This is a genomic window from Mesorhizobium sp. ZC-5 (genome assembly GCF_025753855.1).
Classification (GTDB): Bacteria; Pseudomonadota; Alphaproteobacteria; order Rhizobiales; family Rhizobiaceae; genus Neomesorhizobium.
The window spans coordinates 85671-109815 of the sequence record NZ_JAOWPT010000004.1 but is presented as its reverse complement, the minus strand read 5'-3'; the positions used below and the strand labels follow the sequence as shown (position 1 = coordinate 109815).

Annotated in this window: 20 protein-coding genes; 6 read left to right on the top strand and 14 right to left on the bottom strand. The window is 63.9% G+C overall.

Features of this window, described 5'->3' with window-relative positions:
• A complete protein-coding gene (locus OHD58_RS12700) occupies positions 1 to 798 on the top strand; it encodes an FAD binding domain-containing protein (protein ID WP_263803718.1) in 798 nt (265 codons plus the stop codon).
• Positions 799 to 888: 90 nt separating this feature from the next.
• Here OHD58_RS12700 and OHD58_RS12695 read toward each other — a convergent pair whose 3' ends face one another.
• From OHD58_RS12695 to OHD58_RS12675, 5 genes are all read right to left on the bottom strand, one after another.
• Positions 889 to 1698: an SDR family NAD(P)-dependent oxidoreductase gene (locus OHD58_RS12695; protein WP_263803717.1), complete on the bottom strand. Its 810-nt coding sequence runs from the start codon at positions 1696 to 1698 to the stop codon at positions 889 to 891.
• Positions 1699 to 1749: 51 nt separating this feature from the next.
• Positions 1750 to 2823, bottom strand: coding sequence for a hypothetical protein (locus tag OHD58_RS12690; RefSeq protein ID WP_263803716.1), 1074 nt, complete (start codon positions 2821 to 2823; stop codon positions 1750 to 1752).
• 11 nt (positions 2824 to 2834) lie between these two features.
• Positions 2835 to 3317 (bottom strand): SRPBCC domain-containing protein, encoded by a 483-nt coding sequence (locus OHD58_RS12685; RefSeq protein ID WP_263803715.1) that lies wholly within the window; start codon positions 3315 to 3317, stop codon positions 2835 to 2837.
• A complete protein-coding gene (locus OHD58_RS12680; RefSeq protein ID WP_263803714.1) occupies positions 3301 to 3648 on the bottom strand; it encodes an ArsR/SmtB family transcription factor in 348 nt (115 codons plus the stop codon). The genes OHD58_RS12685 and OHD58_RS12680 overlap by 17 nt, the downstream gene beginning before the upstream one ends.
• Before the next feature lie 668 nt (positions 3649 to 4316).
• The gene (locus OHD58_RS12675; RefSeq protein WP_263803713.1) at positions 4317 to 5087 is read right to left on the bottom strand and encodes a copper homeostasis protein CutC; all 771 of its coding nucleotides are present in this window, start codon (positions 5085 to 5087) and stop codon (positions 4317 to 4319) included.
• Positions 5088 to 5276: 189 nt separating this feature from the next.
• Here OHD58_RS12675 and OHD58_RS12670 point away from each other — a divergent pair, with 189 nt between their 5' ends.
• Positions 5277 to 6920, top strand: a complete 1644-nt coding sequence (locus OHD58_RS12670) for an MFS transporter (RefSeq protein WP_263803712.1) — start codon at positions 5277 to 5279, stop codon at positions 6918 to 6920.
• A 32-nt stretch (positions 6921 to 6952) separates the two neighbouring features.
• On the opposite strand, the gene OHD58_RS12665 is transcribed toward OHD58_RS12670, so the two are convergent.
• Entirely contained in the window at positions 6953 to 7858 is a 906-nt protein-coding gene (locus tag OHD58_RS12665; protein WP_263803710.1) for an alpha/beta hydrolase family protein, read from the bottom strand.
• A 180-nt stretch (positions 7859 to 8038) separates the two neighbouring features.
• Here OHD58_RS12665 and OHD58_RS12660 point away from each other — a divergent pair, with 180 nt between their 5' ends.
• Complete coding sequence (locus OHD58_RS12660) at positions 8039 to 9082, top strand: ABC transporter ATP-binding protein (protein ID WP_263803708.1); 1044 nt, start codon at positions 8039 to 8041, stop codon at positions 9080 to 9082.
• A 14-nt stretch (positions 9083 to 9096) separates the two neighbouring features.
• Here OHD58_RS12660 and OHD58_RS12655 read toward each other — a convergent pair whose 3' ends face one another.
• The 8 genes from OHD58_RS12655 to OHD58_RS12620 form a co-directional block, all read right to left on the bottom strand.
• Positions 9097 to 10806, bottom strand: coding sequence for an ABC transporter permease (locus OHD58_RS12655; RefSeq protein ID WP_263803707.1), 1710 nt, complete (start codon positions 10804 to 10806; stop codon positions 9097 to 9099).
• Between the two features lie 60 nt (positions 10807 to 10866).
• The gene (locus OHD58_RS12650) at positions 10867 to 11841 is read right to left on the bottom strand and encodes an ABC transporter substrate-binding protein (RefSeq protein WP_263803706.1); all 975 of its coding nucleotides are present in this window, start codon (positions 11839 to 11841) and stop codon (positions 10867 to 10869) included.
• 180 nt (positions 11842 to 12021) lie between these two features.
• Positions 12022 to 13161, bottom strand: a complete 1140-nt coding sequence (locus OHD58_RS12645) for an NADH:flavin oxidoreductase/NADH oxidase (RefSeq protein ID WP_263803705.1) — start codon at positions 13159 to 13161, stop codon at positions 12022 to 12024.
• 46 nt (positions 13162 to 13207) lie between these two features.
• Positions 13208 to 14332 (bottom strand): mandelate racemase/muconate lactonizing enzyme family protein, encoded by a 1125-nt coding sequence (locus OHD58_RS12640; protein ID WP_263803704.1) that lies wholly within the window; start codon positions 14330 to 14332, stop codon positions 13208 to 13210.
• Between the two features lie 144 nt (positions 14333 to 14476).
• Positions 14477 to 15691: an MFS transporter gene (locus OHD58_RS12635; protein WP_263803703.1), complete on the bottom strand. Its 1215-nt coding sequence runs from the start codon at positions 15689 to 15691 to the stop codon at positions 14477 to 14479.
• Positions 15692 to 15706: 15 nt separating this feature from the next.
• On the bottom strand, positions 15707 to 17056 hold the full coding sequence (locus OHD58_RS12630; RefSeq protein WP_263803702.1) for an MFS transporter: 1350 nt from the start codon (positions 17054 to 17056) through the stop codon (positions 15707 to 15709).
• A gap of 107 nt (positions 17057 to 17163) precedes the next feature.
• Complete coding sequence (locus OHD58_RS12625) at positions 17164 to 18576, bottom strand: MmgE/PrpD family protein (RefSeq protein ID WP_263803701.1); 1413 nt, start codon at positions 18574 to 18576, stop codon at positions 17164 to 17166.
• Between the two features lie 2 nt (positions 18577 to 18578).
• Positions 18579 to 19823, bottom strand: a complete 1245-nt coding sequence (locus OHD58_RS12620) for a methylaspartate ammonia-lyase (protein WP_263803700.1) — start codon at positions 19821 to 19823, stop codon at positions 18579 to 18581.
• A gap of 231 nt (positions 19824 to 20054) precedes the next feature.
• Between OHD58_RS12620 and OHD58_RS12615 the strand changes: the two genes are divergently transcribed.
• From OHD58_RS12615 to npdG, 3 genes are all read left to right on the top strand, one after another.
• On the top strand, positions 20055 to 21752 hold the full coding sequence (locus tag OHD58_RS12615; RefSeq protein WP_263803699.1) for a thiamine pyrophosphate-requiring protein: 1698 nt from the start codon (positions 20055 to 20057) through the stop codon (positions 21750 to 21752).
• Positions 21753 to 21774: 22 nt separating this feature from the next.
• On the top strand, positions 21775 to 23205 hold the full coding sequence (locus OHD58_RS12610; protein ID WP_263803698.1) for an aldehyde dehydrogenase family protein: 1431 nt from the start codon (positions 21775 to 21777) through the stop codon (positions 23203 to 23205).
• A gap of 272 nt (positions 23206 to 23477) precedes the next feature.
• On the top strand, positions 23478 to 24143 hold the full coding sequence (gene npdG / locus OHD58_RS12605; protein ID WP_263803697.1) for an NADPH-dependent F420 reductase: 666 nt from the start codon (positions 23478 to 23480) through the stop codon (positions 24141 to 24143).
• Positions 24144 to 24145 lie beyond the last annotated feature (2 nt).

Here is a 24145-nt window from a genome sequence, read left to right as displayed (position 1 = left end):
ATGTATTCCGTCAACTATCATCGCGCTTCGTCGATCGCCGACGCGGCCAAGCTGCTGAAAACCGGCGACGCCAAGCTCCTGTCCGGCGGCATGACGCTGATCCCGGCGATGAAGACCCGGCTTGCCGCGCCGTCGGACCTGGTCGACATCAGCCGCATTGCCGCGCTCGCCGGCATTACGGTCAGCGGCAAGACCGTCACCATCGGCGGTGCCACCACGCACCACGACGTGGCGACCAACGCCAAGCTGGCGAAGGCCTGCCCGGCGCTCACCCATCTCGCCGGCCACATCGGCGACCCGCATGTGCGCCACAAGGGCACGATCGGCGGCTCGATCGCCAACAACGATCCGGCGGCGGATTATCCGGCGGCAATGCTGGCGCTCGACGCCACCATCATCACCAACAAGCGCAAGGTCCAGGCGGCGAAATTCTTCACCGGCCTGTTCGAGACGGCGCTGAAGGACGGCGAGATCGTCACCGGCGTTTCCTTCACCGCGCCGGCCAAGGCGGGCTACGCAAAATTCCCCAACCCTGCCTCGCGCTATGCGATGACCGGCGTCTTCGTCGCCAAGGGCAAGGACGGGGTTCGCGTCGCAGTCACCGGCGCCGGCGAAGACGGCGTCTTCCGCTCGACGGAGATCGAGGCGGCACTCGCCAAGAAGTTCGAGCCCGCGGCCGTCGAGGGCATCAAGCTGTCGGCAGGCAATATGATGGGCGACCTGCATGCCTCGCCGGAATATCGCGCCAATCTGGTGGTGGTGATGGCCAAGCGCGCCGTGACTGCCGCAAACGCCTGAACACGCACTTCAGATTTGAGATGAAGAAGGGCCCGCAACGGCCCTTTTTCTTTGTTTATTAGCCGGTTCGGCTCCAATGTAGCCGGGCGGCTAGTTCGAATCCATGATCGATCCGCAGGTCAGGTTGGCGATAGCACCGGTCATGGCGCTGGCGCGGTCGGAAGCGACCAGCACCGCCACGTCGGCAATCTCCCGCAACTGGGGCAACCGTCCCAACGCCGTGCCCTTTTCCATGTACACCTTGGTTTCGGCGACATGGTCGTAGATTTTGGTCTCGACCGCATGGTCTGGAAATTCGGGCGGCCATGTTTCGGGAAGGGCGTCGGACCGCAGACAGACGACGCGGATGCCGTGCGCGCCGAGTTCGCCGGCGAGCGTGCGCGATAGTGCCTCGATAGCCGTGCAGGCCGTGGCGAAGCCGCCGGTGCGGTGGAACACGCGGTCGCGGCCGGAGAGGCCGGCGGCCGTCGAGGATAGGGTCAGGATGACGCCCGGACCCTTTTTCATCATGTGGCGCGCCGCCGCCGTTGCGGTCAGGAAATGCGTCTTGATGCCGATCTCGACCGGCAGCGCGAAATCCTCCAGCGTCATTTCGGTGAGCGGCGTGCCTTGCAGGTCGCCACGGATGCCGATGGCGTTGAAGGTGATGTCGACGCCGCCGGCCTTTTCGACCACCGCCGCGAGGTGGTCCTCGATCGCCTGCCTGTCGAGGGCGTCGACTTCCGCCGTCTCGGCCTTGCCGCCGGCCTCGTTGATCGCGTCGGCGACGCGCCGCACCTTTTCAAATGTGCGGCCGGCCAGATATACAGTCGCTCCATCCGCGGCGAAGGCGCGCGCCACCGCACCGCCGATATGGCCGCCCGCGCCGTAGACGATGGCAATCTTTCCTTCGAGCAGCATTTTCCTCTCTTCTCGGATATTTGCGGGGCTTTCTCTATTGGATGGCCGCGTCTACGGCTTGGCGATGCGGGCGATACGGTCGCCGCGCGATGTGCCGATCCAGTATTCGTCGCCGACCTCCATCGCCGTGGTGCCGGAGCCGAATTCCTTTGGCTCCGCCGCGGTCACGATCGTCTCGCTCGCCAGCGTGGCGGGGTCGACCCGCACTACCTTGTAGGGAAAGGCGCACACGGGCGCGTCGCTCATGTGGCATGAGCCGTAGCCCGCCGGGTCGTCGAAGAACTGCCCCGCGACCAGCAGCTTGCCTTCCGCGTCCCATCGCAGATTGTCGGGCCGCATGCCGGTGTCGACCGATTGCCGTTCGCCCGTCTTGCGCGACACCTTGTGAAGCTTGCTTTCGCCCCATGCGGCGATGAAATAGCTTTCCCCGTCGGGAGATATCGCGATGCCGTTGGGGCCGGACATCTTCGTGCCCGCGACCGTCTTCCAGCCGCCTTTCGGCGACCATTCGAGCACCTCGCCGGTATCCTTGCCGGCGAACAGGTCCTCGCCCCACGTCTTGCTCGCCATGTCGAAGAATTTGGTCGCCGCGAAGCCACCGTCGGGCAGGGGGACGACGCTGTTCAACTGGGCGCCTTGCGGCGCCACCACGCAACCCTGCCAGGTCAATGACGGTTCGGCACTTCCGGTTGCCGTCACGCCGAAAATCTCGACCGACTCGCGGCCGCCATGGTTGATGGCGAGCAGCTTCAGGGTGCCGCCTTGTTCATCGAGCGCAATGCCGTGGCCGCGCAGCGAGGCCGATGTCGGCCTTCCCGGGCAGTCCGGAAAAAGTGCCTTGTCTTGCGCCGCCGGGATTTCGTCGACGGAAAGCTTGCGCCAGGAATGGTCCCCGGCGTCGAGCAGGTAGAACATGCCTTCCCTGTCGGCCGGGTTGGCCATGCGGCTGGCAAGCACCCAGTCGGTGCCGGGCACGCGCACGATATCCTCGGCATTGGCCGGACCGCAGATGAAGCTCTTGTCCGCTTGGCCTCCGCAATGCCCGTCCTGCATATCCGCGCTCTCCGCGCCTGATGCCGCAAGCAGCAGGATGAGCGGCGCAAGTGCTGTTCTTCCGGCGGTCATGATTCTCCCGGTCATGTGGCGCGTGCCAGGTCTTCGGCATAGGCCTGTTCGCGGTTGAAGCAGGAATCCCAGCCATCGACATGGCTGTCGCGCGACTCGACCGAAATGAACGGTGTCTGGTGGAAACTCTGGATGGTCCTGCCGTCGCGTTCCTCGAAGGTGACGGTGATCAGCGTCTCCATGCCGGGGCGACCATTGTCGTCATCCCAGGCGAAGGTGGTGACGATGCGCCTGTCGCGCTCGATTTCCCTGTACCGCCCGCCCATCCAGCTTTCGCCATAGGCTTCCGAGACAATGCAGCCGCGCCATAAGCCGCCTGGCCGGAAATCCTGCTCGAGCGCGGTGCAGGAGAAATTTTCAGGCCCGAGCCAACGGCTCATATGTTCCGGCAGTTCCCAGATGCGAAAGACCAGCGCAACCGGAGCGTCGAACGTGCGAACAATCAGCAGTTCGTCATCGGCCAGTTCCGGCCGGGCTTCAGCTTGGGCGTTCATTGTCTTTTCCTTTCGTGATTTCGGCGAGGTAGGCATCCATCTTGTCGAAGCTCTGCTCCCAGAGCTTTCGATAGCGCTGCAGCCAGCCATCGACGTCCTTCAGCGGCTGCGCTTCCAGCCGGCAGGGCCGCCACTGCGCTTCGCGGCCGCGCGAGATCAGCCCGGCCGCTTCCAGCACCTTCAGATGCCGCGACACGGCCTGGAGGGTGATGTCGAACGGTTCCGCCAGTTCCCCGACCGAGGCCTCGCCCAGCGACAGGCGTGCCAGGATCGCCCGGCGGGTCGGGTCGGCGAGTGCCGAGAAAGTGGCGGTGAGCGGATCGGGTATCATTTGTATTCAATCATCTTGTTAATCAACAATTATGTTAAATACAGATGCCGGCGGGCGCTGTCAACGGCGCACAATGCGGAAACGTGAGGCCTTCACCTCCCCCTTGAGGGGAGGTCGGCGGCCAAAGGCCGCCGGGTGGGGGTGCTTCGGCACTCACCTACGAGAACTGCCCCGCAAGACGTGAACAGATTCACCCCGTTTCAGGTCTTTTCCCGCCTCCACTGAAGATTCTTCGCAGCAATTTCAATGACTTGTACGATTTCTGCAGAAATCGTCCATCCACACCCTTCGCCGCCTCCCGCATAATGACCGTGTTGTTCTCTGTGGGGGTCTGGGTGGCCACCGGGTTGACCAGGGAGAACAGCGGCGTCGGGACTGGCCTCGCTCCGGGTGCGAGGCTGGGGGCGGTAATGCCTCCAAGGTTCCGGCCCTCGACGTACGGTGAGCCTACGGCCCTCTGGCACAGGGCGAGCCGGGCGGGGCAGCAACGCCGGCGGTGCGCGTCTTTCGGGCATCGTTACTGAAAACAGCGCTGTCGGTCCGTCCGGCAGGCGCGCACCGCCTCCCCCACACTTTTACACGGGAGGCACCACAGCCTCCCAATGGCCAGGCCGGCAAAAACCGGAGCGTGGCAACGGAGAAGCTCGCCTTATAGCCGCCTGGAATGCCTATGCGCGCACCGCCCGGATCGTCGCTGCAACGGCATCGCGATCGGTGACGGTGTTGCGGTATTCGCGGTCGAGGTCGGTGCCGCCCATGCCGACGCGCGGATTGCGGTACGACATGCCGCTCGGCAGGTTCTTCAGCGCCGCGAAGTGCATCTCCGACAGCCCGGTCCGCTGGCGCACGCCGCCGATGTTCTGCGCATCGAGTTCGCCGCAGCCCATGATGACGATGCGATCTCCCGCCAGTTTCACCAGCCGGGCAAGCAGTTCGACGCCTTCGACCGCGGTATCGCGCTGGCCGCTGGTCAGCACGCGCCCGACCTTGCAGCGGACCAGCGCCTCCAGTGCCTCAGTCGGGTCGCGCGTCATGTCGAAGGCGCGGTGGCAGGTCACGTTGAGCGGGCCGGCGCCGCGCACCAGTTCGGCCATGCGCGTCTCGTCGATGGTGCCGTCGGCATTCAGGCAGCCGACGACGACACCTGCCACGCCAAGCTCCCTCAGCGCTTCGACGTCGGCAAGCATCGACCGGTACTCGGCCTCGCTGTAGAGGAAATCACCGCCCCGCGGCCGCACGATCACATGGAACGGGATGCTCGCCAGTTCCAGCGCCAGCTTCACGGTACCGAGGCTCGGCGTGATGCCGCCCTCGACGAGGCTGGCGCAAAGTTCGACACGGTCGGCGCCTGCCTCCTGGGCGGCGATCAACCCGTCGATGCCTTCGACGCAGATCTCGATCAGGGGCAGGGTGGAATTTTTCGCTGTGCTGGCGGTCATTGGCGGCTCGCATCGTCTGGAGAAATGGTTGCCGGTCGGTGTAGCACCGGCGGACGGTGGAGCAACAGGGTGTCGGTTCCCGTTGGAATCGCTTCCGGCATCACCAAGACCGCTTTCGCTGTCCGGCCGAGCTTATTAAGGTGGCACGGGCGACTCGACCCCATGGTTGCGTGTTGCCGCCTCGAGGTCATGATCGACAATCCAGAACAAGCAGCGGCATCTTCTCTTGCACCGTTCCGGCACCCGACGTTTCGCGCGATCTGGATAGCGAGCCTCGCCTCGAGTTTCGGCGGCCTCATCCAGTCCGTCGGCGCCGCCTGGATGATGACCTCGATCACCGATTCCGCCGGCATGGTGGCGCTGGTGCAGGCCTCCACCTCGTTGCCGATCATGCTGTTTTCGCTGACGTCCGGTGCGATCGCCGACAATTTCAACCGCCGCAAGGTAATGATCATCGCCCAGTGCTTCATGCTGCTGGCCTCGGTCGGGTTGACGGTCTGCACCTATCTCGAACTGATCACGCCGTGGCTCCTCTTGAGCTTCACCTTCCTGATCGGCTGCGGGGTGGCGCTCAACAACCCGTCCTGGCAGGCGTCGGTCGGCGACATCGTGCCGCGCGCCGACCTGCCGGCCGCCGTCGCGTTGAACAGCGTCGGCTTCAACCTGACCCGCAGCGTCGGTCCGGCGATCGGCGGCGCCATTGTCGCTGCGGCGGGTGCGGCGGCTGCTTTCGCCATCAACACGCTCAGCTATTTCGCGCTGATCTTCGTGCTCGCGCGATGGAAGCCGGTGATGCAGGCGAGCGCTCTGCCGCGCGAGACGATCGGAACCGCGATGGCGGCGGGGCTGCGTTATGTCGCGATGTCGCCCAACATCGAAAAGGTGCTGCTGCGCAGCTTCGTCTTCGGCTTCACGGCGATTTCCATCCTGGCCTTGCTGCCGCTCGTCGCCCGCGACCTGTTGAGCGGCGGGCCGCTGCTTTACGGCGTGCTGCTCGGCTGCTTCGGCATCGGCGCCATCGGCGGCGCGTTCCTCAACAGCCTGCTGCGCCGCCGCTTCACGGTCGAGTGGATCGTCCGGCTGGCATTCGTCGGATTTGCGCTTTGCGCGCTCAGCCTGGCGGTGGCGTCGAGCCCGTGGCAGGCCGGTCCGTCGCTGATGGTCGGCGGCGCCTGCTGGGTGCTGGCGCTGTCGCTGTTCAACGTGACCGTCCAGCTTTCCACGCCGCGCTGGGTGGTCGGCCGCGCGCTCTCCATCTACCAGACTGCGACCTTCGGCGGCATGGCGCTGGGCAGCTGGCTGTGGGGCGTCGCGGCCGAGGATTACGGGGCCGACAAGGCGCTGCTGATCTCCTGCGTGCTGATGCTGGTCGGCGCCTTGCTGGGCCTCAAATTCGCGCTGCCGGAGGAGACGTCGCTCAACCTCGATCCGATCAATCGCTGGGAGGAGCCGCCGCTGGCGCTCGAACTCAAGCAGCGCAGCGGTCCGATCGTCATCATGATCGAATACATCATCAAGGAAGCGGACACGCATGCGTTCCTTGATGCGATGGCCGAGCGGCGGCGCGTGCGCGGCCGCAACGGCGCCCGCAACTGGACGCTCAGCCGCGACCTGGAAACCCCTCAGTCATGGATGGAAACCTATCACGTGGCGACCTGGATCGAGTACCGTCGCCACAATCTGCGGACCACCCATGCCGACGCGGTGGTCGGCGAAAAGATCAGGTCGCTGCACAGCGGCACCGAGCCGCCGCGCGTTCACCGCATGATCGAGCGGCCGACGACCTGGTCCGACACGCTGTTTGCGACGAAAAGCATCTTCGACATGCCCTGACGGCGTCTGCCGTCAGCTTTCGGCGAAATGCATCACATGTCACTCAGGAACGCCATCACCGCCTCGCGCATCCTCGGCGTTTCCTGGTGGCCGACGCCCGGCTCCGTGAGCAGCCGAAGCGCCTTTTCGGCCCCGGCCGCGCGGTAGGCGGAAAGCGTCCCGCGGTAGGCCCGTGCCACCGCATCAGGCGGCGTCAGCGGATCGGCTTCTCCGATGCAGATCAGTTGCGGGCGAGGCGCGATCAGCCCGGCGATCTCGCCGATCGAGGTTTTCGCCAGAAGTCCGGGCACGGTCATGTAGTGGCCGTGCAGGTCATGCGCGCCGGTCTCCACCAGCGTTGCCCAGTCGGCATAACAGCAAAGGTGCGCGATGCGCGCCAGGCGCGGCTCGACGGCACCCAGAAAGAAGGCATGCGTCGCGCCCATCGACAGGCCGAGCGCTGCAATTCTCGTCGGGTCGACATCGCTGCGGGCTGCAAGCCAGTCGAAGGCGGCCAGCAGATCGCCAAGCATCTTTCCCATCAGCGTTTTGCCTTGCCACAGCATCGCCTTCGACAGCGAATTCTCGTTTGGCACCTGCCTGTCGCCGAAAGTCGGCATGTCGATCGACAAGGTCACGAAACCGGCTTCGGCAAGCACCGGCCCGTAGGGGCCGATCAGGCTCGGCCTGCCGTCGACAAGTTCCGAAGCGCCGATCTCGTACTTCGCGCCATGGGCATGGCAGTAGAGCACGGCGGGCCGACGGCTGGCGGGCCTGGAAGGCCGCGTCAGCAGGCCTCGCACCGGTTCGCCGAGATCGAACCGCAGATGCTCGACGACGAAGCCCGGCTTCTCGACCCGCCCGGCGACGATCGCCTCGACCGGGCGTCGGACCGGCAGCGCCAGAAGTTCCAGCAATTCACCCGCATCCATGGTGATCGATTCCTTCGAAGTCGGCACGCACTATACCCGCAATTCCTGGCTGGCGGACGACGTCACAGGACAGTCACTTCCGCCGCGGCCTGATTGACCGGCCCTCATCGGCGGTCCGGTTGGACGGCGCTGTCAATAAATCGTAATGAGCCGGCGTCATAGCTGATGCCGGCTTTTGTTACGGCGCAACCGGGCGGGATCGAAAATTTGACGGCAATTCATCTTGAAGGCGTGACGCGGCGTTTCGGCGATGTCGCGGCGGTCGATGGCATCTCGCTAGATTTCCCGGCCGGATCGTTCACCGCGCTGCTGGGTCCCTCTGGCTGCGGCAAGACAACCCTGTTGCGGCTCATCGCCGGCTTCGAAACGCCGAGCGAGGGACGTGTCCTCTTTGGCGAACAACTGATGGCGGACGCAACGTGGCAGGTGCCGCCGGAGAAGCGCGGCATCGGCGTCGTCTTCCAGTCCTACGCATTGTGGCCGCATATGGACGTCGCCGGGAACGTTGCCTATCCGCTGAAAACCCGGGGCGCTGAGCGATTGCAGATCGAAACGCGTGTCGACACGGTTCTCGATATCGTGGGATTGACAGGTTTCCGGCAACGCCGGATCGAGGAACTGTCAGGCGGCCAGCGCCAGCGCGTCGCGCTCGCCCGCTGCCTGGTCGCCGACACGGGCGTCATCCTGTTCGACGAGCCGCTGGCCAATCTGGACGTCCATCTGCGGGCTTCGATGGTGGAGGTCTTCCGTGACATCCACCATCGCACAGGCGCCACCATCGTCTACGTGACGCATGACCAGGTCGAGGCGCTGGCGCTCGCCGACCGCATCGCGGTGATGGATCGTGGCCGGGTGCTCCAGATTGGTGCGCCGTCGGATATTTACCGCGCGCCGGCCGACGAAAAAGTCTCAGGTTTTGTCGGCCGTGGCTCGATCGTCTCGGGCATCGCGAAGGCAGTTGAAAACGCAACCGCGACGGTGGAGATCGCCGGGCTGGATTTCCCGGCCCGTTGTCGCGGTGCGGCAAAGGGGCCGGTCAAGGTGCTGTTGCGGCCGGAAGGCCTCAGTCTCGCCGAGCCGGGGATTGCCGCGACAGTCTGTTCGACAACCTATCGCGGCCCCGTTCACGAGGTCAGGCTGAAGCTTGTCTCCAGCGGCGAGGATTTGCTGGTGGACTGCCGCGAGGCGCCCGTCCTCGGCGAAACGGTGTCCGTTGCCGTCTCCGATGCCTGGATCGTGCCTGGAAGCTGAGCTGCCGCAGCCGCTCAGCGCCAGGGCAGGACGCCGGCAGGCAGCCGTCGCGAGAAGCGATCGAGGACGGCAAGCAGGGCTATCACGACCACGATCGTGGAGACGGCGACCGCCGCCGCCTGCGTCCCAAGGCCGGCCTCCTCGAGGCTGAACAGCACGACGCCCAGCGTCTCGTTGCCGCTCGACCACAGCAATGCCGACACGGTCAGTTCGTTGAAGGCGCTCATGAAGACCAGCAGGGCGCCGGCCACCGCCGACGGTGCCGCAAGCGGCGCTGTGATGGTGGCAAGCCGGCGCAACGGGCTGGCTCCGGCGGCGGCAGCGGCTTCGTCGAGGTCGCGCGAGATCTGGCCGACAGCCGTTGCCACCGGCTTCATGGCAAGCGTGAAGAAACGCATGAGATAGGCAACGAGGATGATCGCGGCCGTCGCGTAAAGGCTGCCGATCAGCGGCAGCGGGCGCAGGAAAAGCAGGATGCAGGCGATCGCCAGCACGATCCCCGGCACGGCATAGGGCAGTTCCACGACGCTGCCGACTAGGCGCCGGAAGGGTGGGTTGAATCGTTCCATGACGACGGCGACCGGGATGACGCCCACGGCGAGGATAAGAGCTGCTCCGGTCGCCAGCATGGCGGAATTCTGGAACGCGCGCATGGTCGAGGCCTGCCGGGTGAGAACTTCGGCATAGTTGGACAAGGTTGCCGTTTCCCAGTTGAGCTGCACTCCGAAGGTGGGGATCAGCGATGTGGTGAGCAGCCCGAAGGTCGGCAGCACCAGCATGACGCAGATCGCCAGCCATGCCGCTAAGGAACAAGGCAGGCGCCACACACCGAGCTGGAACTGGGCGGGCCTGCCCGCCGTGAACCGATGTTCGGCGTTTCTCAGCGCGAGGGATTGCAAGGCGACACCGGCAAGCGCCAGCACGCCGATGAGTACCGAAAGCGCGGCGACCTGCGGCAGGACGTTTGGCCCGAAGCTTGCCAACTGTTCGTAGATCAGGGTGGGCAAGGTGAGGTAGTTGACCGGCATGCCGAGCAGCGCCGGAATGCCGAAATTGCCGACACCCGACACGAAGGCGAGGGCGCCTGCGGCAACCAGATAGGGGCGCATCAGCGGCAGGATGATGGTGACGAGTGTTCGCAACGGGCGAGAACCCGAGGCGCGCGCGGCCTCGGCGAGATCGCCGGGAATGCGCGACAGGCCGGCTCTCAGCGTGACGAAGACGATCGGTGCGTGCTGGATCCCGTAAAGCAGGATTATGCCGTTGCGGCCAAGCATCGGGTTGGGCGTTCCGGGCTCCGGCGCGAGGCCGAGCATGCCGAGAAGCGCGCTCGATGGTCCAAGAAGATGCAGCCACGACAACGCCGTGACCTGCGGTGCGATCATCAGCGGCAGCAGCAGCAGGAAGCCGAGGGATTTGCGGCCGGGCAGATCGGTCATGGCGACCAGGATGGCGAAAGGACCGCCGATGAACATTGCCAGCAGAGCGCCGAAGAAAGCGGTATCGAGCGTATGCCACATCGCCCGCAAGGCGGCGGGGCGCGCGAGGCGATCAAGAAAGGCGCCGAAATCGATCTCGCCGCCGGGCGCGACCGCCGCGATGACGAGACGTGCCATCGGCAACAGGCTGAGCAGGCCAATAAGGACGAGGACCGCAAATGTCGAAAGACGGAAGCCGGGCGAAGCGGCGTCGCCGATGGCCATGCGCCCAAGCCAGGAAGGCATGAGCGCATGGCGTCCTGGGAGGGACCTCTGGACGGATGACACCGTTTGAACCGGCGCGGGCTACTGGCCCATCATCTCGCTGAACTTTTCCTTGTTCGCCGTCTCGTTGGCGAGTGCGGCGGCGGCATCGAAGCCTAGGACCTTGATTGCCGAACGGTCCGGGTAGCCGGCCGGCAGGCCGGCGTCGGCGCGGGCTGGGATATAGCCCTGGCTTACGGCGAGCTCCTGTCCTTCCTTGGACAGCAGGAAGTCGACGAACGCTTTGGCGGCATCCGGGTTCTTCGCCGTGGAGAGGATGGCGACCGGCTCGGTGACGGCGGATACGCCTTCGGTCGGGAAGACGAACTCGACCGGCGCGCCCTTGGCCTTCTCGCGGATCGGCATGTAGTCGACGATCATGCCGAACAGCTTGTCGCCGCCGCTGACGGCTTTCAGCACGTCGCCGTTGCCGCCGGCAGCCTGCGCACCGTTGGCGGCGAGCGAGGCATAATAGTCCCAGCCGCCGGCCAGGTTCTCGGTCAGCGTGACGGTGTGGATGAGCGCGGCACCCGAGGTCAACGGGCTCGGCATGGCGATCAGCCCCTTGGCCTCCGGCTTGGCCAGGTCCTGCCAGCTGGCCGGAACGAACGGCGCCTTGGTGTTGTAGACGATGCCGGTGGTGATCAGCTTGGTCGGGAAATAGGCGCCGTCCTTGTCCATCAGCCCGGCGTCGAACGCCGATACGTCGGCTTCCGGATAGGCGAGGAGGCGGCCTTCCTTCTTCAGGCCCTCCATCGTCACCACGTCGGCGATCAACAGCAGGTCGGGCTGTGGCTGGCCGGCCTCGATCTCGGCGCGCAGCTTGGCCATGATCTTCGGGGTTCCGTCGCGTACCCACTCGACCGTGATGCCCGGATTCTTTGCCATGAAGGCGTCTGCGGTCTGCTGCGCGTCGGTGTTCGGCTGGCTCGTATAGAGCACGAGCTTGCCATCGGCCGCAAAGGATTGGCCGATCGCAGCGGCCATGAGGAGCGAGGCGAGGATGATCTTGCGCATGGAAAACCCTTGTTGGTGAGCAATACGGGGCCTGATCTTGCGGATGCAGGCAACCAGAAATTCGCTGCCTATACCAGATAGATAACGGCTCCATGACAACCCTAGGCGTGCGACGGACCGCTTCAGTTGGATCAGGGCGGGCGGTATCTGTGGAAGAAGAGGTCCGTCCGCACAGACGGTTTACTGGTTTACCGCCATCGCTCGTTGCTCGGCCCGGGTTTTCAGTCTGGAAGCGAAGTCGCCGGGAAACAGTTCGAGGTAGTTCGGTGCACCCAGTTCGCGTGCGGCATGCACGGGCCAGTCCGCCGAATACATCAGTTCCCGCGCCATGCCGATGAGGTCGACGGATCCTTCCCGGAGAATCGCTTCCGCCTGTCCCGGTTCGGTTATCAGCCCGGGCGCCATGGTCATCATGCCGGTCTCAGCCTTGACCTTCCGGGCAAAGGGCAAGTGATAGCCGGGGACGCGCGGGACGAGCGGCATGTCCGAACTGCCGATGAGGCCGCCGGAGGAACAGTCGATCACGTCGACGCCGCAAAGTTTCAGTTCGTCGGCAAGTGCCACGGTGTCTTCAAGCGTCCACAGGCCGCCCTTTCCATCGACACCGGAAACGCGGAAAAACAGCGGCCTGTCGTCTGGCCAGACTTTTCGGACCGCGCGGGTGACTTCAAGCGCAAACCGCATCCTGTTGGACCGGCTCCCGCCATACCGGTCGGACCTGCGATTGATGAGCGGAGAAAGAAACTGCTGGATGAGGTAGCCGTGCGCGCCATGGATTTCGAGGATTTCGAAGCCGGCCTCGAGTGTTCGTTCCGCGGCCCGCACCCAGGCCGCGATGACATCGGCAATGTCCCGCTCGTCCATCTCATGCGGTGCGGGATAGTCCGGTTCGGCCGGCACGGCGCTTGCGGAGATCGTCTGCCAGGGAGCGAGACCGCGTCGTGCATCCTGTGCGGTCAGCGACGCCCGGCCGGTGCCCGGTCCGTGCGCGGAGCCTTTGCCGCCGGCGTGGCCAAGCTGCATTGCCGGGACGGCGCCGAGACTTTTCAACATCGCCGTAATCCGGCGGTATTCGGGGATCTGGTCATCGCGGTAGAAGCCGGCGCAATCATGCGTCTTGCGGCCGCGGTCCTCGATCGCCGTTTCCTCATAGAAGACAATGCCGGCGCCGCCGATTGCATAGCGACCGAGGCTGACCAGATGCCAGTCGGTGGGGCTGCCTTCGGCTGATTTATACTGGCACATCGGCGAAACCACGATCCGGTTTCGCGCCGTGACGCCTTTGAGGGAGATAGGCTCGAACAGCATCGGCGACGTCATGAACTTGCTTTCAAGCGGGGCGGCCGGGATGTTGTTCGGCGCAGTTTCAGATCGTCGAAAGACGCTTCAGATCATCTTCGTTCACCGTAACGCCCATGCCCGGAGCGGTGGGCAGCTCGATGTAGTCCGGGCCGTAGCTCAGATCGTGCTCGACGAACGGATCGGGAAGAAACGGCACGAACCGTTCGAGCATGGTGAAGTTGCGGATGCTTGCGCAAAGGTGGACTGCGGCAGCAGTCGCGATCGACCCCGTCGGGTTGTGCGGAGCGACGCTGATTCCGTAGGTGTCGGCCATCGCGGCGATCTTGCGCGCTTCGGTGATGCCGCCGACACGGGGCACGTCGGGCTGCACGATGCCCACCGCCTGGGTCTCGATCAGGGAGCGGAACTCCCAGCGGCTGAGGAGACGCTCGCCGGTGGAGAGGCGCACGTTGACCGACTTCGACAGCTGGATCATGACGTCGATGTTTTCGGCGAACACCGCTTCCTCGACGAACACCAGCCCCGCACTTTCGATCGCGTTGCAGAACCGGATCGCCGAATTCAGGTCGAGCCGGCGCCAGACATCGATCATCAGTTCGATGTCCTTGCCGACGGCTTCCCGCATGGCCAGAACCTCCTGGACTGCACGATCCATCTGCGCGTTCGTCAGATGGTAATTGTCCTGGAGCTGCGGCAGGAACTCGAAGGGATACCATTTCAGCCGGGTCGCGCCGGTGGCGATGGTCGCATGCGCCTTGGCTATGACCTCTTCGGTAAACTCCGCGCCTCGCCACCAGCCATTGTGGTAAAGGGGGATACGCTCGTGATAGGCGCCGCCTAGCAGCTTGTAGACCGGCATGTTTGCCGCCTGTCCGGCAATATCCCAGAGCGCCTGGTCGATGGCGCCGAGGGCGGTCAATTCCGCCGGCCCGCCACGCCAGAAATAGCGATCGTAGAGATCTGCCCAGATGCGCGAAATTCGGCTCGGGTCCTGTCCGATCAGAAATTCGCGGCAACCCATCACCGCGGCGATGACTTGGGCGGAAAGGCAGATGGGGAAGCGCAGGGTCGCCTCCCCGACACCGGTCAGGTCGTCGTCGGTCTTGACGAGGACGATGACAAAGCGCGACTGCGAAAATCGGGCGCCCTTGCCGGGAGGTGCATAGCAAATGACGTCACGGATTTTCATGTCTGCCCTTCAGTCATTTCAAAATGAGCATCGCCGTTTCATGACGCAGCCGACAGCAAATTTAAATATCCTATTGATAGAATGTTAGCAACATCAAATCATTCCTGAGAGCGGAGTTCCGGGCGGCTGCAAACCGACCACCGCTTAGGGGGACTGCCTGAGATACTCCTGGATAAAGGTCAGGACCACGGTGAGCAGGATGAACACCGTCACGAATACGAAAACGAGCCGGGGCTCGCCCTGATCGAGCAGTCCGCCAAACAATATCGGCCCGACAACGCCGCCGAAGTTGAATCCCGTCGACACGATGCCGAAAACCCGGCCTTCCGCGCCCGCGGGAGCGGCAGCGCGCACCAGCATGTCGCGCGATGGCGTGATCACGCCAAACAGGAAACCGGCGACGAGCATGATCGCGCAGATTAAGAGTACGGAAAGCGACGTTGAGGCTATCAGTGCCGTCAGCAGGCCGGTGGTCAGGAAGGCGCCGCTCGCAATGTAACCGTGGCGCTCGGTGCGGTCGGCGAGAAATCCGCCAGCCAGCACTCCGAATGCGCTGGTGAACAGAAAGCCCGTCAACGCCAGGTTTGCACTGGCGAGGCTGAGACCATAGCCGTTGATGAATGCAGTCACGGAGAAGTTGATCATACCGATGGAACTCAACGACAGAAGCATGAACAGTACGGTCAGGATGCCGACGGCCGGCGTGAAGATACCTTGCGCTACTTTTTGAGGGCGGTGCTGTGACTCCGGCTGGCTGGCCCCTCCAGATGGTTCGCCGGCGGGTTTGGTCGCAAGCAGGAAGATCGCGACTGCGATGCCGATGAGGCCCGTCACCATGAAGGCAAGTTCGATCCCGCCGACCACCACGATGCCATAGAGGATCGCCGGTGTTACCGCGGTGCCGAGAAAGCCGGAAAACGTGTAGATCGAAAAGGCGCGTCCGATCCGTTTCGCATCGATGCCGGACGACAGCAGTGCGTAGCCGGCCGGGTGATAGACGCCGTTTGCCAAGCCGGCGGCGGCCATCACCAGCAACAGCCATGCATAACTCTGGAACCAGGCCAGCGAGGCAAAACTGACGCCTCCCAGCAAGAGCCCCGCTATCAGCATGATGCGTGCTCCCAGACGGTCGGTCAGGATGCCCAGCGGAATATGCACGATCAGCGAGACAAGGCTGAACACCGTGATCGCGAAACCAACCTGCACGAAGCTCATGTCGAACCGTTCGGTCATCACGGGAATGAGCGCCGGTATCGTCATGAGATAAAAATGGCTGACGGCGTGCGCAGTCGAAACCTGCGCCAGCAACATGACAAAGCGGTTGTCCGGATTTGGGGAACGTGACGCTGGGGCTGTCATGCTTTCCCGCGACCCCTAAACGATCTGCCGCAACAGACTGAGCGACAGGGCCAGCAGCGTCAGCCCCATCGCGATCGATATCGCTGCGATGGCGCCCTGTGCCGGCCAATAACTGAAGGCGATTGCCGCGACCGTCGCGCCCAACGCCTGGCCGGCCAGCCGCGCCGTTGCCAGCAGCGCGCCGCTTGCGCTCGCCCTTTCGAGTGGTGCGTTGAGCATGGCGGTGCGGTTGTTGGGCGTGGTGAAAAGTCCAAAGCCGATGCCGCAGATCAGCATCCGCCACGAAACGTCCCACGGTCCGGGGCTGTCAGGCAGCAGGAAGAGCAGCAGCAACCCCAAAAACAGTATCGCCGCTGCCAGTGCGCACAGTATCCGCGCGGAATACCTGTCGGAAAGCCGACCCGCGATCGTCGCAATGGCGGCGACGCCGACCGGCCAGGGCGTAATCAGCAGGCCGATCACTGCCGGCGACATGTCGGTGACGTGGCTGAGATGGAAGGGCAGGGATATCAGCGTCAGCCCTTGCGAGGCGAACACGCATACCGATGCCGCCAGCGAAAACGAGATCACCTTGACCGAGAGCAGGTCGACGGGAAGCACCGGATTGGGAACACCGCGTTGACGGCGGACCAGCACGGCGAACAGGATAAGCGCAGCGGCGAGATATCCACCAAGCACGACGACGTTTGTGCCGGCTCGCATTTCGTTCAGGGCCATAAATAGAGACACGGTGGCTAGCGTGGCGATGGCGCCGGAAACGAGGTCGACACGCAGATGCGGTCGCCCAAGCCGCGGCAGGGCTCCCAAGCCGGCGATCAAGGAAAATGCCGCCACCGGGAACGTGACCAGGAACAGGCCGCGCCAGTCGGTGAAATGCAGGATCAGCGCCCCGACGCTCGGCCCCGCCGCCATCGAAAGGCCGACCACCGACGAGTTGAAGCCGGCTGCCCGGCCAAACAGCGATCGCGGATAGGAGTGACGCAACAGCGCCATCGTCATGCTGTGCACACCGGCGGCGCCGATTCCCTGCAGGACCCGGCCGAAGATCAGGCCGGAGAGCGAAGTCGAGAAGGCGCAGACCAATGAAGCGCAGGCAAAGAGTGCCAGGCCGCTGCAGTAAACACGCCACTGGCCGTATTTTTCGCCGATGGCGGCCGACTGCAGCAGCAGGCAGGTCATGGTGAGCTGATAGGCGGTCATCACCCAGATCGCCCGTGATGGCTCGACCGAGAAGGTCTCGGCAACAACCGGCAGCATGACGATGACCATCGAGCCGTCGAGGATGGTCACCACGAGACCGGTGGCGATGGAGATCGCAGCCCAGCGGCGTTTTGGCAGGGGAAGCGCGGAATCGGGCTCGTTCATCTGTCGCGCCGGACCATTTCCATGGACGACGAAGACCACTCCCACCCCACCCGAGGCTCAAGGTTTCGCATCATTGCCGGAACTTCAGTCCTGGATGTCATAGCCGGTTACGGTCGCCCGTCTGCCGTTGGAACCAGCAATGCGGAAAGCTGGCGGATATCGGGAATGCTATCCAGCCGCGACACAAGCTCGACGATCCTTGCCGTGGCGTCTTCGCCCAGCGTCGAAGCCATAAGGGAGCGTGCCTTGGCTTCGACCTCTGCGTCGGAAAGCGGATTGTCCGCATGTCCCTTGGCGAACTTGACCTGCCGTTCCGAATGGCTGCCGTTCTTCAGCACCAGTTCCACGGCTGGATAGTCGGTGGGCTCGAGTTTGCGATCCGGTACGATGCTGGTGGCCGCCATCAGGCGCGCGATCTCCGGATCGTCGGTCTGCCGTGGCATAAACTGGTTCAGGTCCAGATTTCGGCGGACGGCAGCGACGGCAAGGCAGTAGGGCATGCTGAATTGGGCGTCGAGGAGACTGTGCAACTGCGTGCGGTCGAACTGGCGGACTGTCTGCTCGTTGCCGTGGACGATGATGCGGGCAATATCGCCGGCGGTGGCGCCGGCATCGTCCATGAGTTCGAGAAGGCTGTCGACTGGCGCGTGGATGGTCCGGCAGCAGGCATACGGCTTGATGCCGGAGCGCACGATGCGGAATTCCTCGCCGAGTTTCGACAGCGTCAGCGCCGGCTCCGATATTCCAGGGGCGTAGGTCGAGAAGAAGCCACCCCATTGCGCGTCGAGGACATGGCGCGAGCCGGTCATGCCGGCCCGCGCCAGATAGGCGGCGGACACGCCTGTCTCGGCGGCCTTTCCGGGGTGGAACCGTTTGGTCATCGCGCCATCGGAGAGAAACGCCCAGGTGCCGCCGGTGAAGGTTCCTGCGATGCCCAGCGCGGAGGCGAAGCGGTCGGCGTCCATGCCCAGCAATCTGGCGACGCCGGCGGCCGCGCCGAAGCTGCCGCAGGTGGCACAGGAATGCCAGCCCGCATCGTTGTGGCGCCGGTAGCCACCGGCTCCCTCGAGTATACGGGCAGCAACATCGTATCCGGCAACCACGGCCAGAATGACGTCGCGTCCCGATGCGCCTGTCTGTTCTGCGGCCGCGAATACCGATGGTATGACGACCGCACCGGAATGGCCGCAGCCGCCGAAATCGTCCAGTTCCAGCGCATGCGCGGCGGTGGCATTTGCCAGTGCCGCGCGATCGACCGGCAGTGAACCGCCGCGTCCCCAAAGATGCGCGGGTCCCTGCAAGGGCTGGCCGGTCGCCTCGAGTGCCGCCAGCACCGCATCGACGGCATCCGTGCGGGCGCCAATGACGCAGCAGGCGAGCGTATCGAGGATGAAGCGCTTGGCCGCGATGACGACCTCGGCGGGCAGTTCTTCGGCAGATACGCCGCTCCAGTATTCGGCGAGCTGCCCGCTGATGCTGGCTGTCCCGGCGGACGATATCGCCGTGTCGGCTTCCTGCATTGTCAGTTCACCTTGCGCCGTTCGATGAGCGCGAGGGTGCGTGCCATCTCGTTCGTCTGGATCATCACCGCTTCGTCGCCGCCGAGCCCGGGTTTTGAAAGCATGAAGTTCGGTTGGGTGGCGAGCGCGATGCTGGTGGTGATGCGCGCGGATTTGTCGGTTTCATTGGCGGTCCCGCCAAGGCAGCAGCCCATGCCGTGGGCGCGGCAGTAGAGCACGGCCTCGATGGAATTGTTGACGCCGCCGAGATCGGGCGTCTTGATCTGGACGAAGTCCGAGACGCCCTCCTTGGCGAAGCGCTTGATGTCTTCGAGCGTGTTGCACCATTCGTCCGCGATGACGCCGACGTCGATGCCCTTGCGCCTCAACTGGGCGCGGATCTCCAGGAATGCCTCGATATGGACGTCCTGCGTCTTGCCGATCACCGGCGATTCCAGCAGGACCTTGAAGGGAGATGCGGCTTCGGCCACCTTGCCCATGTAGTCCGTCATTGCTTCGATGTCGCTGCCGAACAGTTCACCCAGCGTGCCGTAAAGATCGAGATGGATGCGCGGGAAGTAATCCTCGTCGCGGATCTCCGAGATGCGCTCGGCAAGGTTGCGTGCGTAGTCGATGAGCTTCTCGCCGGATCGCCCCAGATCGCGTTCGACAAGCTGGAAGGAGCCGTGCGGGAGAAGCGCGATCCGCTTGAGCACCATGCGGTCGAGCTGCCCGAGGTCGCCATTGTGGATCGATGCAAGAATGTCGATCGGCTGCTCGGAGACGGGGCAGCCATATTCTTTCGCCACCACTTCGGCCATGGTCACGCGGGAGGCGACGGCGACGCCGTTGAGTATCGCCTGGGTGACACCGTAGCGTACCGCAGTGTGAAGCCGCTTGCCGTCGCGCGTCATCGCGTCGACCGCCTCGGCCAGCGGCCTGAATGCGGTGAGTTCCTTGCCGACGAGGAAGTCGCGCATCTTGCCGCGCAGGAAATCGATATGGTCTTCTTCACGAAACAGCGGATCGCGGCCGGCATATCCGGTGAGGATGACATCGGCGCAGTCGCCGAAGGCGACCGAGCCGTCCTCCAGCACCAGCATCACGGAGATGATGATGCCCGGCTGCATGATGCGCTTGAACCCGGGGAGCACCGGATCGCCTTCGTAGATCGATCCATTCTGCTTGGCGCCCGCCTTGATGGCAGCGAGGTCCTTGTTCATGAAAGCCGATCGGCCGACCGCGTAGACAACGTCCTGGATCTTCATTGGTGCTCCCTCAAGGACACGCAAACCGTCCTCGAAATTCCATAGGATGGCGATACGGTTCCGGCAACGCACGCCACAGGCGGGCGACGTTTGCTTCCACCGTCGGCAGGCTGGTTGCCGCCACCTCCAAGGTTGACATAAGATACTAAAAATAGGAAGTCAGTAAGATAGAAATTATCTGCGGGAGTTGCCGATGGTGCGACCCTGCCTTTCATGTTCGAGGACAAAGCCATGACCGCCGTTGCCAGCACCGCGGAACGCTACTTGCGCCAGTTGGGCGCGCGCGGCGTTGACTATCTTTTCGGCAATGCCGGCACCGATGCGGCACCGCTTATCGAGGCCTATGCCAAGTGCGATGCGCAGGGCATCGCGGTCCCGACGCCGATCCTGGCGACCCATGAAAACCTCGCGCTGTCGATGGCGCATGGCTACGCCATGGTGTCGGGCAAGCTGCCGTCGGCCTTCGTCCATGTCAGCGTCGGCACCGCAAACGCGGCGTGCGCCGTCATGAACGCCGCCCGCGAAAACGTGCCGATCCTGTTCACTGCCGGCCGCACGCCGATTTACGAGGACGATACAGTCGGTTCCCGCGATTCCTTCATCCACTGGGGCCAGGAGATGTTCGACCAGGCCTCGCTGGTGCGCGAATTCGTCAAGTGGGACTACGAGCTTCGCGGCGGCGCACAGGTCGACACCGTTGTCGACCGCGCCGTCAGCATCGCCATGTCGGAACCCAGGGGGCCGGTGTATCTGTCGCTGCCGCGTGAGGTGTTGGCCGAACCGTACAATGGCAAGGCCGATGCGCCGCCGCCGCTCGCCTCCGCGCTGCCGCCGCGTCCAAACGCAGCGGGTATTGCCGAAGCCGCCCGCATTCTGGCCGCGGCGGAGCGTCCCTTGATCGTGACCGGCAATTGCGGCCGCGACACCGATGCCTTCGAGAGGTTGGCGGCGTTTGCCGAGCAGTTCGCCATCCCGGTCGTCCAGCATCGCTCACGCTATCTGCCGTTGCCGTCCGATCACCCGATGCATCTCGGTTTCGAGCCGGCAGGCATCATCGAAGAAGCAGACGCCGTTCTAGTGCTGGAATCCGACATACCGTGGGTGCCGAAACTGTCGCCATTGAAGGCCGGCTGCAAGGCGATCCATGTCGGCCATGATCCGCTCCATGGACGTATTCCCATCCGCGGCTTCCAATGCGATCTGGCGCTGACCTGCGGCACCTCGGCGATGCTCGACGAGCTGTCGCCGGCGATGCAGGAGATCTGTTCCGAAGATCAAATCGCCGCCCGCCATCAATGGGTTGCGGCGGAGAGGCAAAAGCTGCATGAGAAGCGCGCCAGGTTTCTCAAGGGCGTCAGCAAGTCGCATCCGATCCATCCGGCCTGGGTCAGCCACTGCATTGACCAGGTCAAGGGCGACGACGCGATCGGCATCAATGAATACACGCTGATGACCGACTATTGCGAGTTCCGCCAGGCTGGCACCTATTTCGGTTCGAGCTCGGCGTCGGGTCTGGGTTGGGGCATGGGCGCCGCGCTGGGCGCCAAGCTGGCGGACCCGGAACGCCTGGTTTTCTGCGTCCAGGGCGACGGTGCCTATTTATTCTCCAATCCGGTCGCCGGACATTATGCGTCGAGCCAGCACAAGCTGCCGGTGCTGTTCGTGGTCGTCAACAACGGCATGTGGAATGCCGTGCGGGCCGCGACCCTGAAGGTTTATCCCGATGGCGTCGCATCATCGGCCAACCAGAATGCTCTGACGATGCTCGACGGGCTTCCAGCCTTCGAAGAGGTGTGTCGTGCCGCTGGCGGCTACGGCGAACGCGTGGAAGATCCCGACGAACTTCCGGCAGCACTGCATCGCGCCCTCAAGGCCGTGCGGGAAGAGGGCAGGCAGGCGCTTCTCAACGTCATTTGCCAGCCACGTTGATATCAGTTCGAGGCATCCTTCCATGAAAGATTACACGCAGTTCTACATTGACGGCCGCTGGGTTGACCCGATCGTGCTGAATACGATGGATGTGATCGACCCGTCGACCGAAACGCCGTTCGCACGGATCGCCATGGGAAGCGCCGCTGACGTCGATCTCGCGGTCGCCGCCGCGCGCCGGGCATTCGACAGCTACGGGCAATTTTCGCGCAGCCAGAGGCTCGACCTGTTGACGGGCTTGCTCGACCAGTTCAAGCGGCGCAAGGACGATTTCGCGCATGCCATCTCGGCGGAAATGGGAGCGCCGATCACCTTGGCGAAGCAGCCGCAGACGGTGCCCTGCATCGAGATGCTGCAAAGCATGATCGACATCCTGCGTGAATATCCTTTCGAGGAAAAGCTCGACGATTCAATCATCCTCAAGGAGCCGATCGGTGTTGTCGGCGTCATCACGCCATGGAACTGGCCGTTGCAGCAGATCGTGCGCAAGGTGGGTGCGGCGCTGGCGGCAGGCTGCACGTCGGTGCTCAAGCCCAGCGAGATCTCACCGTTGAGTGCGCTGGTTTTCGCCGAAGCGGTGCACGACGCGGGCGTGCCCGCCGGCGTGGTCAACGTGATCAACGGCGACGGGCCAACGGTCGGGCAGGCGATCACCGCACATCCCGGGATCGACATGGTCACCTTCACCGGTTCGACACGCGCTGGCATCCAGGTTGCGAAGTCCGCCGCGGATACCGTCAAGCGTGTCCATCAGGAACTCGGCGGCAAGTCGGCGAACATCATTTTCGACGATGTCGACCTTGAGCAGGTGGTGACCCGAGACGTTCTCACGCTGATGCGTAATTCCGGCCAGACCTGCAACGCGCCGACCCGCCTTCTGGTGCATGCGAGCCAGCACGATCAGGCAGCCCGCATCGCCGGTGCAGCCGCCGACGGCGTGGTCGTCGGCAACCCGCGTGATGCCGCGACGGACATGGGTCCCTTGTCGAACCGCAATCAGTTCGACAAGGTGCAGCGAATGATCGCCGGAGGTATCCAGGAAGGCGCGAGGCTCGTGGCCGGCGGGCCGGGTCGCCCGGATCACCTCGACAAGGGTTTCTACGCGCGGCCGACCATCTTTGCCGACGTCACCGAGACGATGACGATTGCCCGGGAAGAGATTTTCGGGCCTGTGCTTTGCATTCTTCCCTACAAGGACGAGGACGACGCGGTCCGCATCGCCAACAACAGCGAGTACGGACTGGCGGCGTATCTTTCCAGCACAGACCCGGTGCGCGCGCGCCGGGTCGCTGCGCGGCTTCGCGCCGGCAATGTTCACATCAACGGCGGGCGTGCCGGTCCGGGGACACCTTTCGGCGGTTACAAGCAATCGGGGAATGGCCGCGAAAAAGGCGTCTACGGATTGGAGGAATTCCTCGAAATAAAGGCACTGATCGGCGGGGAGGCGTCCTGAGGCAAGTCGACCGGATGCTTTAACCGGCAGCGGCAAGCTGCCGCAAAATTTGAGAATCCGTTCAGAAAACAGGGCGGGCGGTCATCGCCGCTCTTTCAATGCGTGCTGCTTTCGATCCCGCATTTGCCGGTCGAAGAGGTGCAGCCGAGTTGATGCGGTATCTTGTATTATCTTTCTATTGATAGTAACTATCTGAGAAGACCCACGAGCGATGAAGGCTTCGGCCACCGTCCGCTATCACCGGGCATAACTCGATTTGACGCAAGGGGCACATGTCTGAAAGCCAAAAGCCTGTAATCGGCATTATCGGAGGAACCGGCGATCTCGGTTCAGGCCTCGCCAAGGGTTGGGCGAAGGCGGGGTATCCGGTCGTGATCGGTTCGCGATCGCGTGAAAAGGCCGAAGCGCTGGCGGCGGATCTCGGCCACGGCGTGCGCGGCGACGACAATGTCGGGGCGGCGCGCGCGGCAGACATCATCGTGCTCGCCGTGCCCTTTGCCAGTCACGATACAACGATTGCCGAGATAAAGGCCGAGGCGCAGGGCAAGATCCTGGTCGACGCAGCCGTCCCGCTCGTGCCGCCAAAAGTGTCGACGGTCCAGTTGCCGCAGGATGGCTCCGCAGCCAAGATCGCGCAGGCGCTGCTGGGTGAGGGGGTCCGTGTCGTGTCGGCCTTTCACAATGTCGGCGCAGCCAAGCTTCACAAGGGCGGCAAGGCCGATTGCGACGTGTTGGTCTTTTCCGATGACAAGGAAGCGCGAGATCAGGTCATTGTGCTGGCCGGAGTGGTGGCCACGCGTGGTGTCGGCGGCGGTGTGCTTGCCAATTCCGCCGCTGCCGAGGCGCTCACCTCGGTGCTCATCTGGATCAACCGCCAGTACAAGGTGCCGGGCGCGGGCGTGCGGATCACGGGGCTGGACGATACCGTCCAGGTCTGACC

Excerpts from the sequence above, each read along its gene's own strand:
- OHD58_RS12700 (WP_263803718.1), top strand. The coding sequence starts at position 1 with ATGTATTCCGTCAACTATCATCGCGCTTCGTCGATCGCCGACGCGGCC.
- OHD58_RS12635 (WP_263803703.1), bottom strand. The coding sequence starts at position 15,691 with ATGACAGCCCCAGCGTCACGTTCCCCAAATCCGGACAACCGCTTTGTC.
- OHD58_RS12620 (WP_263803700.1), bottom strand. The coding sequence starts at position 19,823 with ATGAAGATCCAGGACGTTGTCTACGCGGTCGGCCGATCGGCTTTCATG.
- OHD58_RS12650 (WP_263803706.1), bottom strand. The coding sequence starts at position 11,841 with ATGCGCAAGATCATCCTCGCCTCGCTCCTCATGGCCGCTGCGATCGGC.
- OHD58_RS12630 (WP_263803702.1), bottom strand. The coding sequence starts at position 17,056 with ATGAACGAGCCCGATTCCGCGCTTCCCCTGCCAAAACGCCGCTGGGCT.
- OHD58_RS12695 (WP_263803717.1), bottom strand. The coding sequence starts at position 1,698 with ATGCTGCTCGAAGGAAAGATTGCCATCGTCTACGGCGCGGGCGGCCAT.
- OHD58_RS12670 (WP_263803712.1), top strand. The coding sequence starts at position 5,277 with ATGATCGACAATCCAGAACAAGCAGCGGCATCTTCTCTTGCACCGTTC.
- OHD58_RS12655 (WP_263803707.1), bottom strand. The coding sequence starts at position 10,806 with ATGCCTTCCTGGCTTGGGCGCATGGCCATCGGCGACGCCGCTTCGCCC.
- OHD58_RS12640 (WP_263803704.1), bottom strand. The coding sequence starts at position 14,332 with ATGAAAATCCGTGACGTCATTTGCTATGCACCTCCCGGCAAGGGCGCC.
- OHD58_RS12675 (WP_263803713.1), bottom strand. The coding sequence starts at position 5,087 with ATGACCGCCAGCACAGCGAAAAATTCCACCCTGCCCCTGATCGAGATC.
- OHD58_RS12625 (WP_263803701.1), bottom strand. The coding sequence starts at position 18,576 with ATGCAGGAAGCCGACACGGCGATATCGTCCGCCGGGACAGCCAGCATC.
- OHD58_RS12690 (WP_263803716.1), bottom strand. The coding sequence starts at position 2,823 with ATGACCGCCGGAAGAACAGCACTTGCGCCGCTCATCCTGCTGCTTGCG.
- OHD58_RS12615 (WP_263803699.1), top strand. The coding sequence starts at position 20,055 with ATGACCGCCGTTGCCAGCACCGCGGAACGCTACTTGCGCCAGTTGGGC.
- OHD58_RS12610 (WP_263803698.1), top strand. The coding sequence starts at position 21,775 with ATGAAAGATTACACGCAGTTCTACATTGACGGCCGCTGGGTTGACCCG.
- npdG (WP_263803697.1), top strand. The coding sequence starts at position 23,478 with ATGTCTGAAAGCCAAAAGCCTGTAATCGGCATTATCGGAGGAACCGGC.
- OHD58_RS12645 (WP_263803705.1), bottom strand. The coding sequence starts at position 13,161 with ATGACGTCGCCGATGCTGTTCGAGCCTATCTCCCTCAAAGGCGTCACG.
- OHD58_RS12685 (WP_263803715.1), bottom strand. The coding sequence starts at position 3,317 with ATGAACGCCCAAGCTGAAGCCCGGCCGGAACTGGCCGATGACGAACTG.
- OHD58_RS12680 (WP_263803714.1), bottom strand. The coding sequence starts at position 3,648 with ATGATACCCGATCCGCTCACCGCCACTTTCTCGGCACTCGCCGACCCG.